This is a genomic window from Pseudoalteromonas sp. SWXJZ10B, from assembly GCF_015864475.1.
In the GTDB taxonomy this organism is placed as follows: domain Bacteria; phylum Pseudomonadota; class Gammaproteobacteria; order Enterobacterales; family Alteromonadaceae; genus Pseudoalteromonas; species Pseudoalteromonas arctica.
In genome coordinates this window covers 272281-287768 of the sequence record NZ_JADYXD010000001.1, presented here as the reverse complement: position 1 = coordinate 287768, position 15488 = coordinate 272281, and the positions used below count along the sequence as shown (strand labels likewise).

The 15488-nt window shown below is 37.4% G+C and carries 10 protein-coding genes; 6 read left to right on the top strand and 4 right to left on the bottom strand.

The features are described from left to right. Positions 1-211 precede the first annotated feature (211 nt). A complete protein-coding gene (locus I6F54_RS01270) occupies positions 212-1483 on the bottom strand; it encodes an O-acetylhomoserine aminocarboxypropyltransferase/cysteine synthase family protein (protein ID WP_197139400.1) in 1272 nt (423 codons plus the stop codon). 691 nt (positions 1484-2174) lie between these two features. Here I6F54_RS01270 and I6F54_RS01265 point away from each other — a divergent pair. Beyond that, complete coding sequence (locus I6F54_RS01265) at positions 2175-2567, top strand: hypothetical protein (RefSeq protein WP_197139399.1); 393 nt, start codon at positions 2175-2177, stop codon at positions 2565-2567. 369 nt (positions 2568-2936) lie between these two features. Here the strand turns inward: I6F54_RS01265 and I6F54_RS01260 are convergent, their stop codons facing one another. The 3 genes from I6F54_RS01260 to I6F54_RS01250 all read right to left on the bottom strand — a co-directional run bounded on the left by I6F54_RS01260 (position 2937) and on the right by I6F54_RS01250 (position 9265). Continuing rightward, positions 2937-5108 (bottom strand): S46 family peptidase, encoded by a 2172-nt coding sequence (locus tag I6F54_RS01260; RefSeq protein WP_197139398.1) that lies wholly within the window; start codon positions 5106-5108, stop codon positions 2937-2939. A gap of 98 nt (positions 5109-5206) precedes the next feature. Further along, positions 5207-7297: a bifunctional diguanylate cyclase/phosphodiesterase gene (locus tag I6F54_RS01255; RefSeq protein ID WP_197139397.1), complete on the bottom strand. Its 2091-nt coding sequence runs from the start codon at positions 7295-7297 to the stop codon at positions 5207-5209. Positions 7298-7477: 180 nt separating this feature from the next. Further along, entirely contained in the window at positions 7478-9265 is a 1788-nt protein-coding gene (locus tag I6F54_RS01250) for a M61 family metallopeptidase (RefSeq protein WP_165727999.1), read from the bottom strand. A 204-nt stretch (positions 9266-9469) separates the two neighbouring features. Here I6F54_RS01250 and I6F54_RS01245 point away from each other — a divergent pair, with 204 nt between their 5' ends. From I6F54_RS01245 to I6F54_RS01225, 5 genes are all read left to right on the top strand, one after another. Continuing rightward, a complete protein-coding gene (locus I6F54_RS01245) occupies positions 9470-11005 on the top strand; it encodes a GGDEF domain-containing protein (protein WP_197139396.1) in 1536 nt (511 codons plus the stop codon). 62 nt (positions 11006-11067) lie between these two features. Further along, positions 11068-12411, top strand: a complete 1344-nt coding sequence (ppnN, locus tag I6F54_RS01240) for a nucleotide 5'-monophosphate nucleosidase PpnN (protein ID WP_197139395.1) — start codon at positions 11068-11070, stop codon at positions 12409-12411. A 10-nt stretch (positions 12412-12421) separates the two neighbouring features. After that, a complete protein-coding gene (gene xni, locus I6F54_RS01235; protein ID WP_007580680.1) occupies positions 12422-13195 on the top strand; it encodes a flap endonuclease Xni in 774 nt (257 codons plus the stop codon). 69 nt (positions 13196-13264) lie between these two features. Beyond that, positions 13265-13648 (top strand): DUF3192 domain-containing protein, encoded by a 384-nt coding sequence (locus I6F54_RS01230; protein ID WP_024591078.1) that lies wholly within the window; start codon positions 13265-13267, stop codon positions 13646-13648. Between the two features lie 11 nt (positions 13649-13659). Further along, positions 13660-15348 carry a hypothetical protein gene (locus I6F54_RS01225; protein WP_197139394.1) on the top strand — a complete coding sequence of 563 codons (1689 nt, stop codon included), beginning with the start codon at positions 13660-13662 and terminating at the stop codon, positions 15346-15348. Positions 15349-15488: the final 140 nt, after the last annotated feature.

Here is a 15488-nt window from a genome sequence, read left to right as displayed (position 1 = left end):
TAAAATGTTACTTGTAACATACCAACTATTGTGAAAAATCACTACTTTTAGCCCTTTTTATTTGGGTTAAAGTAATAAATATTTAGCCTACCGCCTGTATTTACACTGTTGCTAAATGAATGTCTAAAAAGGTTTAGAAAACCTAAACCTTTTTAGCAAACGATACTGTATTTACAGTAAAGTTGAACAAGCATTTCTAATTAATGTAATTTTAAGCTTTATCGAGCGCTTGGCTTACATCTGCCATTATATCTACAATGTTTTCAATACCGACTGACAAACGAATTAAATCGCGGCTTACGCCTGCATTTGCTAATTCGTCATCATTTAATTGGCGGTGTGTGGTTGACGCAGGATGACACGCAAGTGACTTAGCATCGCCAATATTAACTAAGCGTAAAATCATGTTTAGTGCATCAATAAAACGAGTGCCAGCCTCTAGCCCACCAGCAATACCAAAGCTTAAAATACCGGATGCTTTACCACTGGTAATTTTTTGACTCATTTCGTTATACGGACTTGATTTTAACCCTGCGTAATTAACCCAAAGCACTTTTGGATGATTTTCTAAATACTCAGCCAACTGCTGTGCATTTTCGCAGTGGCGATCCATTCTTAAACCTAATGTTTCAAGGCCGATTAAAATGTCAGATGCGTTTTTAGGCGCAAGCGCTGCACCGGTATTTCTCAGTGGCACTACTCTACAACGTCCAATAAATGCAGCTTCAGCAAAGGCTTCGGTATACACCACATTGTGATACGACGGATCGGGCTCGTTCATCATTGCAAAGCGCGTGGGGTTGGCTTTCCAATCAAACTTACCAGAGTCGACAATCATGCCGCCAATGGCAGTACCATGCCCGTTTATATACTTAGTAAGTGAGTGAACCACTATATCGGCGCCCAGCTCAAATGGGCGGCATAAATACGGCGTAGCTACTGTATTATCAACAATAAGCGGCACACCTTTACTGTGTGCAATACGTGCTAAGCGTTCAATATCAACAATATTGCCTGCCGGATTACCAATAGATTCACAAAAAACAGCGCGGGTGTTGTCGTCAATTGCATTCTCGAACGCGGTAAAGTCATCGGCTTTAATCATGCGCGCTTCAATACCTTGCCTAGGTAAGGTATGTGCAAATAAGTTATACGTGCCACCATATACTTGGCTGGTACTCACAATATTAGTGCCTACTTCACACAAACATTGGATAGCATACGTAATAGCAGCCATCCCAGAGGCAACAGCCAGCGCACCAATGCCCCCTTCCATCGCAGCAATACGTTGTTCAAGTACGGCATTGGTTGGGTTCATTATGCGGGTGTAAATATTTCCAGGTACTTTTAAATCGAATAAATCAGCGCCATGCTGCGTATTGTCAAATGTATAAGAAGAAGTGTGATAAATAGGCACGGCTGCCGATTTGGTCGTAGGCTCAGATTCGTAACCGTGGTGCAGTGCTAATGACTCTAATTTCATAATTATTTCCTTCAATTAACTTACCACTAACCTAGCACTTCTTGGCTATAAAATGCACATGAAATATTTTAAAGGATGTTGAGGTGGTTTGATTTAAGTTAAAGAAAACTTTGAAAGTAGGCGCCTAATCTCTGATATTTGCTATAAAGCCGCTTCTATTAGTATTGTAACAGGTGAAATAGATGTTTACCCCGTATAGTAAAGCCTTGCCTAACAAGAGGGAACTATCGAAAGGTGTGTAATATGGAGGTAGGGTAATTGCAATAACTCAGCGTCCACAGGAAACAAATAAAACCGCGTTGAATTCATTTAGTGCGATACTCTTAAGTCTAGAGGAGATTATAAATATATACCTAAGTAAATACGGGTAAAACCTTGCATCATCTACAATCGATTAATAACGTTCCCTACACTATTAATTGCGTAAGGGAGCTGATTCAGCGAAACTAAGGGCTATTTAATTTAAAAGGAATTTAACTTGATACAATATATAGAAAGTGCTCTTATTATTTTAGGTGCTTTTCAACCTTTAATAACTTTCTTCATTGGTTTGTGTGCAATATACATAAGCACTTTAACTTTTAATAATGCCAAGATAGCTAGGTTACATAATGAATCGTGCCAATTATTCAGCCTTAAAAGAGATTGCCGTATCTTACTTTTTCAGATAGTAAATACTCAAAGGAAATGTGTGCAAGATTTAGAAGATGCTTTTATTTCTCTTAAAATTGAAATTAAAGCTCTATCTAAAGACGACGATTCAGTAACTAAAGTAAAACAATTTTTAGATGAACAAAAAAAAATGTTAGAAGAATTTGTCATATTCTCAGATAGAAATGTCGTTTTGATTTCAAACTTAAAGTCTATCCTTGAGGCTGAAGATTTACTACTTAAAATTGAACAGAAGAATGTTAATGGTATTGCTAATGCAGCGCTTCAAACAAGTAGATTTGATTTGTACACAAAAATAATAGTAAAAACTGATGATGTAGCAGCTGACAACGAAAAACTTAAACGCGAATCTGAACAGCTAAAATCTAAAATTAGTAAATATGAGGATAGCATTGAGAATGAAAAAAAATGAAACTAAACCGAATCCCTCTTTTAGCTATAAGTAAATCTTAAACACTTCCCCCAGTTCTAATTTATGCTTTAGCCTCACAAGCGTTAAAATTACCAGAGGTAGGATTAAATTAGGAAATAAATTAGGAGAAATTAGGATGACACCCATCTAAATAATTTTGGTTTTTCACCTTACTCCGCGCGAGGTAAACTCACGCCTACGGGGTTGGTGTTATATTTGTAGGCGCGGCTTTATGCCGCGTTTTTGGTTTTTGCTTTATTGCACGGCAGCTAAACTCGCGCCCACAAAAGAATAAAAATTAATAGGTTGATTCCAACAAAAAAGGCGCTTCCTTTACGGTAAGCGCCCTTCTCTTATCTCACTAATTACTTATTTTACGATTGTCATTTCGTCTAATAAGTTTTGTGCATTATCTACTTTATCCATTACCCACAGCATGTAGCGCGAATCAACGTGGATAGAGCGATTAAGCTCTGGGTTATAATCCCAATCACCAATAATACTTTCGTAAACACCGTCAAACAGTAAACCTACAAGCTCTGCTTTGCCGTTAAGTGTTGGCGAACCTGAGTTACCACCGGTAGTGTCTACATTTGATAAAAAGTTAACGGGTACTGTATTCATACCACCCGTGTAATCACCGTAAAGCTTGGCTTTAATTTGCTCTTGTAACTTTTTAGGCGCATTAAATGGGTCAACATCGGTGTTTTTAGCTAGTAACCCTTCAAGCGATGTAAACGGTGTTGCTACCAAGCCATCTTGAGGTGAGTAGCCGCCTACGGTGCCATAGGTTACGCGTAGTGTACTGTTAGCATCGGCATATACAGGTTTGTTTTTAGCTTTGTTAAACGCAATGATTGCGCTCATTAGCTCTGGGCGAGCTGCTTGTAATTTACCTGCAAGTGCTTTTGATTTATCTTCCTCAGCTTTCATTACTTTAAAGATTGCTTTAGCGTACTGCACAAATGGGTCTTGGCTTTGATTTAGCTGGCTAAACGATTGCTCAAATAATGAATTGCGAACAGTGGCATTATCAAGTCTTGACTGTTCATACATGTTGTCTAGCAATGCGCTTTGAGTTGCTTTATCAAACCCATTTTGTACTTTAAATACGTTATCAACGTCGCTAAAACGCTCTTCTTTTGGAAGTGCTGCATACAGCTCTAAAAAGTGCAGTAAAATAGCTTTATCTACTTTGCTATTATAACGACGCGTCATGCGCTCAAGCCCTGCTTTAATGCGCGGTAGGTCACGCTCTTGATAACCAGATTCACGTTCGCTATTTGGCTGTTGTTTTTCGTAAGCTAAGCGGTATAAACGTCGTGCTGTGCTGATCATTTGTGAGCGGTGCACATAACCTAACATACGGTCGCGTTCACTGTGCTCTTGTGATTGTGCAATTAGCTCAGATAGCTCACCTAATACGCTTCCGTATTGTTCTTTACGCTCACCATCACTATTGATCCATTGTGTTAGGTCTTGCTCAAACTGTTTTTTGCGCTCAAGCATAGTGCCTTTTTTGAAGCTTTCGATCATCGAACCATAGTTTTTAATATAGTTGTTATAACCTGCAATGGTACTTTCGTAAGCAATACGCGCTTTACTGCCGTCTTCTGAGTTTTCTTCAATAAGCGACACGTATTTTGAGTTATGAACGCGTGCTTTAGGGTAGCTGTCGTTAAATACGTTATCTACCTCTGTTGCTATACGGTAGCGGTTAGTACGTCCTGGGTAGCCTGTAACCATTACAAAGTCGCCTTCTTGCACGCCTTTGGCACTTACTTTTAGGTAAGAGTCAGGTACGTAAGGTACGTTGTCTTCGCTGTACTCTGCAGGTTTTCCATCTTTGCCTACATAAGCGCGGTAAAAACCAAAGTCGCCTGTGTGGCGCGGCCACATCCAGTTATCTATATCGCCGCCGTATTTACCTACGCCCATTGCCGGTGCATAAGTTAAGCGTACGTCTTTAATTTCAAGTGACTTAATTAGGTAAAACTCTAAACCACCATGAAACGAATACACGTTACAACGATAGCTTTCGTCGGCTTCACATTGGGCTACTAGCGCTTTTTCATTTTTTTCGAGTGCGTCGTAGCGTGCTTTTGCTGTTAACTCGTTAGTACCTTTAATTACTTCATCTGTTACGTTGGTAACCGTTTTTGTTACATAGACGCGTGAGCCCGGCGCTGCAGGTAAATCTTCTGTAGGACTTTTAGCTAAAAAGCCATTTTCTAAAATATTGTTTTCAGGTGTTGAGTTGTATTGTACCGAGCCATAAACACAGTGATGGTTTGACACAACTAAACCCTTAGGCGATACAAACGATGCTGTACAGCCACCTAGGCTAATTACCGCATTCATTGGGAATTCGGTTAATTTAGAAATAGATTCAACATCAATTTCAAGCCCTTTGGCTTTTAAAATTGATTCTAACTCTGGAAGTTGGTGTGGTTGCCACATGCCTTCGTCGGCTATGGCACTACTTGAAAGTGATAAAGAAAATGTGGCTACTAATGTAGCTACAAGAGGTTTTAAACGCATTATAGAATCCTTTTTATTTGTTTCTATAACAGGTTACTCGCGATGGGACAATAAGGTCAATAGCCGTGCAATGAATTGTTACAATCGAGTGTTTAATCCTACTTTTTATCAAAATTCATCGAAAAATCAAGAAACTGTTTTGCTGGTATTGGTTTACTAAAATAGAAGCCTTGCATAAAATCACAACCCAATTCGTTCAATAATGTATGCTGCTCTTTTGTTTCTACACCTTCGGCTACCACTGTCAGTCCTAAGCTGTGCGACATGGCAATAATTGCCTTTACGAGATTACGGTCTTCATTGTTTAGTACAATACCATCAATAAAACTTCTATCTATTTTAAGTACATTAAAAGGGTATTCTCTCAAATAACTTAATGATGAATAACCTGTACCAAAGTCATCCATTGATAAGTTAATGCCTAATGCAGTAATTTCAGTCAGTATATCAACAACATTAGTGTGGCAACTCATCAATACACCTTCAGTTATTTCAAGCTCTAAACTTTCGGGGTTTACGTTTGCTTCACTCAATGAGTTTTGAATAAAACTGAGCAGCCCTACGTCTCTAAATTGGCGAGGAGATAAGTTAACAGCCATTGTATATTTTTGTTGGCGTTTACAGGTACTTTGCCATGTGTTTAAAAAGTGTAATGCTTGGCTAATTACAAACTTGCCAATAGGTACAATTAATCCTGTATTTTCGGCAATAGGTATAAACTCATCGGGTGTTACATTACCTAGCACAGGGTTATGCCAGCGTAATAACGCTTCTGCACCAATGATGTGTTTATTTTTGGCGTCAAATTGGGGCTGGTAGAATAACTCAAATTCATTACGCTCAAGGGCGCCACGCATCTGCTCTTCTATTACTAGTCGGCGCTGAATAATTACGTTCATCTTTTTAGTAAAAAATGAATAAGTATTACGACCATATGATTTTGCTTGATACATTGCAGTGTCAGCATTTCGTAATAAATCAGCAACGGTTGTACCATTTTCTGGGTATATGGCTACACCAATACTCGCTGTTAGTATGTGTTCCCGGCCCTCAATTTTAAAAGGGGCTCTAAAGTTGTTGACCAATTTTTCAGTGATTTTTAGCGCTGCATGGTGATCAGTTATACCTCGTAGTAATACGATAAACTCATCTCCACCTAGGCGCCCTACCGTGTCGTCTTTTCGCAGTGCCTCTTGCAGCCTTTGCGCTGATTCAATTAAAAGTTTGTCTCCTGTTTCATGGCCTAAAGAATCATTTATTTTTTTAAAATCATCTAAATCCAAAAACAGTACCGCCGCTTTCTCGTTATTTCTTTGTGATTCAATAAGTAATTGCGACAAACGATCAAGTGCTAAAAAACGATTTGGGAGTAAAGTTAGACTATCGTAATACGCTTGATGTCTAATTATTTCATCTGATTTATGCTGTTCTGTAATATCTCGAATAATAACCATTAACTGGTTATGTTCTGTTATTTTATTTATTCTTGCTTCAAAAAAAACGAGCCCATGGGGCAAAGCTAGCTCGTATTTAAAGCTCATCATCTGCTCTTTTTCTAATACAAGGCTGATATAGGTTTCAAATTTTTTGGCTACATCTTGAGGGAGTACATCACCCATTTTTTTACCAATAAATTGCTTTGGCTTGGTATAGAGATCGGTCTCATTACTGGCATGATACTCAATAATAGTTCCATCATTTTCCATCAAGAAAAATAAGTCAGGAATTGCTCCAAAAATAGTTTTTAGCATATGCTCATTAAATGACGCATCCGCTTGTGCCTTTTTAACCTCAGATAAATCAATATCAATACAGTACATTTGTTTTGTATTATATTGATTTGTAAACATAACATGGCTGGAAAAAACCGATACATTGTTTCCATCTTTGTCTTGTAAGATAATTTCAGATGCTGGAATTTCTATATCTTTTTTTACCCAATCACTATGTGCGTTAATAACTAACTCACACATTGGCTCTGGAATTATAAGGTCTTCTATTTTTTGTCCTATGGCTTCTTCTTTGGTATATCCATAAAGTCGCTCACTGCCTTCATTCCAATAAATAACACGACGTTCATTGTCATAACCTTGAACAGAAATAACATTTACCGCATCAAATAATTGATGCAAATAGTCGTTAATTACAAATTGATGGGTTAAGTTTGAAGTCGGGTTATCTAATTTCATTTTGAGGCTATATCCATAAATAATTTTATTTAATAATAGAGAAATACTAAATAATAATTAAATTTAATTTTAATATTAAATTTCCATGTACATTATATACGCCATTATACAAAACAAAAAAAGAGCCGAAGCTCTTTTTTAATAATTGTTAACTATATTTAAACGCTATAAAAACTGAATTTATTTTTTTGTCACATCATTTGGATGTTCCACGCCAATCCATGCTTTGAATAGTGCTTTTTGCTCAGGCGTTGCCTCTTTATCAGCAACTACTTTTTTAGGCTTATCAAAATCTTCTGATAATACTAATGTTAAGCTTTCAAGAGCATCGCGACGAAGATAGTCAATGGTTACTTTATCGCCTTTTTTAAACGTTTCTAGGCTGGTTTTTAAATCTTTACCTACGTGATGTTTGTTTATAGCGACAATTTTATCATCGGTAGTTAAACCTGCTTTCCACGCACTGCCACCACGGCGAACGTAACTTAACGTAAGTAACTCGCCGGTGTTTTTAGCGGTAGCATCAATGCTTGCAAGCGCTTTTGCTTTTTCTGGTCGCTCAAATTTCAAGCCTACTTTAGTAAGTAGTTCGTCAAAGTTGATACTTGCTGGCGATTCTACATTTTCCTGCCACCAGCTTGAGTAATCACGCCCTGTTAAGTCTTTTAAAATATTAAGCACGTCTACGCCTGTAAAACCGGCTGGCATTTTATGATTGTTATAAAGTGCTTTGTGCACGTCGCGATAGCTTATTTTACCTTGGCTTTTTTCAAGTAAGTCGATATCTAAAGCTAAAGAGAGTAACGAGCCCTCAGAATAAATGTTGGTGCTGTAGTTACGTGCATGATCGCCACCTTGATTAATCCATTTATCAAAGCTTGTTTCGCTTGCGCTTTGCACTTCACGGCCCGGTGTTTGTAAATGGCGATTAATGGTTTTGCTCATCACTTTAAAAAATTCATCTGTGGTTTCAATACCAGAGCGAACCATTAAATGGTCTTCAAAATAACTTGTTGAACCTTCAGCGATCCACAGTAGTTTTGAGTAGTTCATGTTCGTGTAATCGTAAGGCACCAAACCTTGAGGGCGGTATGCTTTAACATTCCACGTATGAACAAACTCATGCGCAGCGGTGCTAATAAAGGCTAGGTAATCTTCGCGGCTACCAAATCGATCGCGTGGACGTTGAATAATTGTAGAGTTTAAATGCTCTGTAGCACCACCAGCACCCGACGTAGCATGTACCATAAATACATAACGTTCATACGGATAGCCATCCCAAATTACATTACCAGTAGCAACTAATTTTTTAAGATCGGTAAGCATTTGCTCTACATCGTAGTTACCGTCGCCCCATATAACTAAATCGTATTCACGGCCATCTACTTCAAATGTGTGTAGTTGGTTAATACCCGTTTCGATTGGTGAATCAACAAGTACGTCGTAATCTGCTGCTTTAAATGAATTTTTGCCTTTTAAATTATCCATACCCGATACAGAGCGCCACTTTTTAGGCACTTCTAAATTAACGGTTACTGGCTCTTGGCGAAATGATTCACTAAACATAAAAAAGCCTGATGCATCTATAAATGCATGGCTGTCGTCAATGTGGCGAGCGCGCTTACCAAGCTCATTTGCATACACCTGGTAGTCAACATTAACTTCTGTTGGCTCATTAAGGTGTACACGCCATGTACTGTGATCAATTTTTTCCCATTTTAACTCTTTACCATCTTCATCTTTAGCTTTGAAGTAACGAATGCCATTGGCAAGGTTTAGCATTTCGTAGCGACCCGTTCGCCATGCAGGAAGTTTTATATCAAGATGTGCTTGCGCTGTTTTTGGAAACTCAACACTTACATCGCCTAAATGATGTTGTGGTTGCGAAATTTCTAAAGAATAATTTACATCGGCAAATACAGGTGCTGAACATGCAGCTAAAATAGATAGGGCTAATAACTTTTTCATAGAAACTCTTAGTGGAAACTTAATTGCCTGCAAGACTAGCAAGCCCCTATTTAAAAGTGAATTAAATACGACAAATTGCCCCGTATACGAGTTTATACGTAGTAGCTTATTAAAATTTCTAAGTTTTTTACTAGATAACTACACATAATAAAAATTTGTTGTAAACTGAAGATAATAAAATTAATTTGATGGCGGTACGCTTAGGTGTCTGAAAGATCTAATCCAACAGATAAAAAACTCAAACAAGCAATTGATGCTCGTATGGCTATTGAGAGTGCACGCAAACATCAAGTGGATATTTTGTGCGACTTTGCAGCTAAACTTTCGCTAAGCTGTAAAGGGCTTGATATTGAGTTAGATAATCGCCTTGCTAAATTTAGAAGTGCACTCAATAAAGGTATGAGCTTTGAAGACCTCTCCCCCCTTGTTAGTGAAACTTTGATATTACTTAAAAATCAAGAATCGATTCAGCAAGCTCAGCAACGTGATTTATTCAACAGTGTACAAAATGCAGGTAAACAGTTACAAAAAACTAAAGGTTTACCTGACGATACTCGCAGAGCCCTGAGAAATTTACTCGATCAAGAGATTAATAACGTTCAGTCAACCCATGGTTATATTCCGCTACTTGATCAACTTATTCTTTTTTATCATGAAGCATTGCTAACTAAGCAAGACCCTCAAGCCGATAATCAGCGCCCTGTAAAACAGGCTCGTGCAAAAAAACTACTTGAGCTAGCTAACGAACTTATACTTGAAGAAGAAGCTACACTACAAATTAATAGTATAAAAAATAATATTACAGAAAGTGACACAATCGATGCATTACTCGATGTTGCGATTAACATAATTGAAGTCGTAGTAAAAAACATTAGCAAAGAGCGTAAATCTGCACAAAGCTTTTTAGTTTCATTAAATCAAACCCTCGAAGATCTACATAATTCTATTGTCTCTACTAGTAGACACTCAGAATCGATGAGTATTGAGTTTGATTCGTTAAATAAAAGCATTGAACTAAAAATAAAAAACCTCAACGAACAAACACAAAAAGCAACGTCAATCTCATCTTTAAAAGAACTTGTAGATAACGAATTAAAATCACTAAGCGAAGATTTTCTAGCAAAAGAAAAGTTAGAACGAAAAGATAGAGAAATGCTTAGCACTAGCTTTAGTGAAATAAACAAACGAATTGTTACTTTAGAAGATAAGTTAACAACGTATAAAAAACGTTTAAACGAACAGCGCTTTAAAAGTTTACTTGATGGGCTTACAAAACTGCCTAACCGAGCTGCATTTGATGAACGTTACAATCACGAAATGCATTTGTTTAATGTGCAGCCATCAGATGTTACGCTTGCGGTTATTGATGTTGACCACTTTAAATCTATCAATGATAGATTTGGCCATACCGCAGGTGACATTACCTTACAGGTTATATCAAAAGCGTTGCAAAAATCGGTAAGAAAGTCCGATTTTATAGCGCGTTACGGCGGTGAAGAATTTGTATTGTTAATGCCAGGTGTGTCGCTTGAAAACGCAACATTACCTCTGGATAAAGTAAGAAAGGTAATTAAAAATATACCTTTTAAATTTAGAGAAAAACAAATTGAGATCACTATTTCGATAGGTGCAACTCAGTTTAAAATAGGTGATACGCTATTAAAAGCCTTTGATAGAGCTGATGATGCTCTTTACGATGCCAAAAATTCAGGGCGAGATAGACTTTGTACCAGTAAGTAATGTCATAGCTATTATAACTTTATGACAAGCAGTTTTACGATTTAGCAGTAAGGAGAACGTCTATGTTAATACAGTTAAACCCAACTGGGGTTTTAGATTTACTGTCGCAATTAGAAGTTGATTTATTAGAGCAATCTTCTGCTAGTGAGCGTTATAAGTTATTTAGAAACTGCGTACTAGCAGTGCTTAATGTAGGTAGCCATACCGACGAAAGTAGCGATATATACGACAAATACAAAGATTTTGATATTCGTTTAGTAAGCCGCGAGCGAGGCATTAAAATTGAGCTTGAAAACCCACCCGAAACCGCATTTGTTGATGGCGAAATAATTACCGGAATTCACGAGCATATATTTTCTGTTATTCGCGATATTTTGTTTATTTGTCAAAAATACGAAAAAGATTTAAAAGAGCAAAAAGCCATTACTCATATGGTATTCGATATGCTCAGAAATGCCGGTGCTTTGCGCGTTAAAAGTGAGCCAAATATGGTTGTTTGCTGGGGTGGACACTCAATAAACGAAGTTGAATATAAATACACAAAACAAGTAGGTTACGAACTTGGTTTACGTGGATTAAATATTTGTACCGGTTGTGGCCCTGGTGCTATGAAAGGCCCAATGAAAGGTGCCACTATTGGCCACGCAAAACAGCGTAATACCGATAACCGTTATTTGGGTTTAACAGAGCCAAGCATTATTGCTGCTGAGCCACCAAACCCTATTGTAAACGAATTAGTTATTTTACCGGATATTGAAAAACGCCTTGAAGCTTTTGTTAGAACAGCTCACGCGATTATCATTTTCCCTGGTGGCGCAGGTACTGCCGAAGAACTGTTATATTTATTAGGCATATTACTCCACCCAGATAATACCAAGCAATGTTTACCTGTGATTTTAACTGGCCCTAAAGAAAGTGAAGCGTATTTTAAAGAGCTGTGTGATTTTGTTGAAATAACACTCGGAAAAGAAGCACTAGACAAGTTTGAAGTTATTATTGATAACCCTCAATTAGTTGGACAAAAGCTAAGATCGGCTATGGCCAATGTTCGTGATTACCGTAAAAGTGAAGGCGATGCCTACTACTTTAACTGGACGTTAAAAATCGATAACGATTTTCAACAACCTTTTGCACCAACACACGAAAATATGGCAAGTCTTGATTTACATCTTGATCAACCAAAGCAGTTATTAGCGGCTAATTTACGCAGAGCTTTTTCAGGTATTGTAGCTGGAAATGTAAAAGACGAAGGCGTTAAAGCCATTAAGCAAAACGGTCCATACATTTTAAGTGGCGAGCCTGCCCTTATGGAAAATATGGATACGTTATTACAAGCATTTGTTGATCAAGGCCGTATGAAACTCCCTGGCAGCAAATATATTCCGTGTTACAAAATAAAAGCATGAGTTTTATAGTTTGAAACCCCATTTACTTCTTATTGATGCGCTTAATTTAATTAGGCGCATTTACGCCGTTGACGCAAATCAAAAACATCACAGTGATGAGCAAATGATACAAACGTGCTGTGCACGTGTAGCTCATGCGTGCAAAAAGCTTTTAGATACAAGCAATGCAACCCATGCGATTGCGGTATTTGATGGTGACAAAAGCTGGCGTTATCATTTTTATAAAGACTACAAACACTCCCGTGCCCCAATGCCTCAAGTGCTAAAAGATGCCTTAGAGCACTTTAAAACCGCAATAGAAGAAACCGGTATTGTTGTATTTGAGCCTATTAACGATGAAGCCGATGACATTATTGCAACGCTTGCATTTAAGGCATCAAATAATCAAATAGCTAATACTGTTGTCTCTACTGATAAAGGCTTTTTACCCTACTTAGGCCCCTACATTACAGTTTATGATTACTTTAAAAAACTCTATTTAGATGAGACAAGTATAAAAGAGCGTTTTGGTGTTGAGCAAAATAAGCTCGTTGATTTTTGGGCATTAGCGGGCGATAAAACAAATGATATTCCGGGAGTAAAAGGAATAGGCACTAAGTCTGCGCAGCAAATAGTTAATAACTATAATTCAATTGAGCATGCGGCCGAAGATGAGTCTCTAAGCCCGAGTATTAAAGCAAAGTTAGCCGCTAATATGGATATGTACGTAATCTCAAAGCACTTGGTTAGTTTACGCACCGATATAAATTTAGGCTTTAGTTTAAAGCAGTTAAGACTTAATTAGTCGCAAGTTAATAGCCTCTAAACATTACAAAACGTATACTATTATTAGTTACCGGAGTCAGAGTAAACCATATTGAAAAAATTTATCCGATATTTAATCTTAGGTTTAGGGCTATATGCACTGATAGCAGCGTTGGTGATCACCTTTTATAAAGACGATCCTCAGGCTATGATCTGGCAAGACCGAGAAGCTTTTAATAAACGTTATATCGAAAAACTATCACTTGAGCAGCCAACAACACTAAATACTGTGCTTGATTATTTAGGCAGCCCCGACCTTACTTATGCCAAACGAGATGGTGAACAGGTATTTCAGATAGTTTTTTACCGTACACAGCATAAAACATCTGACGGTATAACCACTATGGATGAATGTACTGGGTTATTATTTAAAAATGGGCAGCTATTTTTATGGGGTCCTAGTGCATATAATAAATATCAAGAACAAAATTAGGTGAAGGTTTAATGGATGAAGCTGTTTCAACTACTTTAGAGCAGCTGCTTAATAATACGCAGCTGTTTTTAAGCTATTATAACAATAAACAAAAATGGACAGCCTTATACCCCATGGCAAGTAAGCTAGCTGAGCAATATAGAGTGCTCTATAGTGAACAGCCATTCGCATTACAAGCTCGTTTAACACTTTATAATCCTAATTATTCTTATGCCACCAACTTAGTTGTTAGTCAAAGTGTAATAACCGCTGCACTTTGTAAATCTCAACACTATAACAATGCCCTAAGCGAGCTATACATAGCGGCTTCACTCATTGAGCATTTATGTGTTGGAGCGCAATTAAACAAGCTCTGTGAGCAAACACCTTTTCAAGACTCTGATAAAAACATATGGAAAATGCGTCATCAGTTAGCTGCTAAAGTAATGTTATCCAGTGGCGATTCTGCCAAACCCGTTACGCAATTATTAGCTAAGTTAAGTAAATATAAACAAGCATTGGTAAGTGCTCCTAAAATAATGCTTTACGATGGGGGCATAACACTAATTGCTTTAGCAAATATTATTAGTATGAACATTACTAGTAATACGGCTAATAAACACATGAGTTTATTTAAAGCACTTACTGACTTGTATATTCGCACACCAAATTTGTTTGCACTGCAGCTAATCAAATCACTTATAGCCCATTTGGGGCCACTATTACCGGGAAGCCGCGTTTTTTATGCCGAGCAAACCATGATTTATTTAGCGACTGATGCGCAACAAAAACATATTTTAATTAGTAACACTAATCCAAATAAATTAGCTTGGTTTAGCGTTAAAGCAACCCTTAACGACAACCCAAAACAATGGCATTGCACTGATAAAACCATTAGCTTCAAAGTGTTTAACAGTGAACATGTTAAGTCAAAAAGTGTGGTTGGCGTTGATAAAGCACAGTCTTTACTTGAACTAATAAGTAATATTAAGTCACAGCACGAATATAGCTATAAAGGGCTAAGCCAGCTAATGGCGGCTCACCCTCAGGTAGTTGCTAATTTATGTGAGGCAGTAAAACCTTATAATAAGGAGCATCAGGCCGCTAAAGACTTAAAGCATAGTTTATCGATGGTCGGTTATTATAATGCACCTGCGATAATTCAAAGAGTTGTTTTTGAGCAATTAGTTAATGTTACCCCACACCCTCTGCAAGCCTACGTTACTAACAGATTAAATAGTTTAGTGAAAATAATGGCCTTATTAGTCAGTAAAAATAAACACGACCAGTTTGAACACATTACATTACCTTTATATGCTTATGCTCATTTTTTATTAACGCAATGCAGTACACAGCTTTCTCGTAAAACGCTGATTGACGACACACCAAATAAAACATTGAGTGCCCCTATTTGCTCATTTTTTGGAGTAGATTCAATTAATAACGAGCAACTAACGCAACAGCTTACTCATTTATTAAGTGACAACCCATGGACAACGGCACTTTTAGAAGCAGAGCAAACACCTAAAAAACACTTAACTGATTCTCATAAACTCTGGATCACACTTAAAATTGTTGCCCAGAGTGTTTTTAAACCAGAACTCGCGCTAACAGAGTGGCAACTGCAAACATTAAACGAACAACTGAAAATACTAAATTGGCAAAACCCAACTGATTTTAATCAAAAATTAGAATCTCTCGCGTTATTTAATAGTATTTAATTTATGGAAACCTATTTAACGTCTTTATACCCATTATAACTTTGGTGTATACCCAGTATTTCTTGTATAAACTAGCAAAATGGGTGATAAGTTGATATAAATGCGCCCTTAAATTTTCAAGCACGTTCACATAAATGATC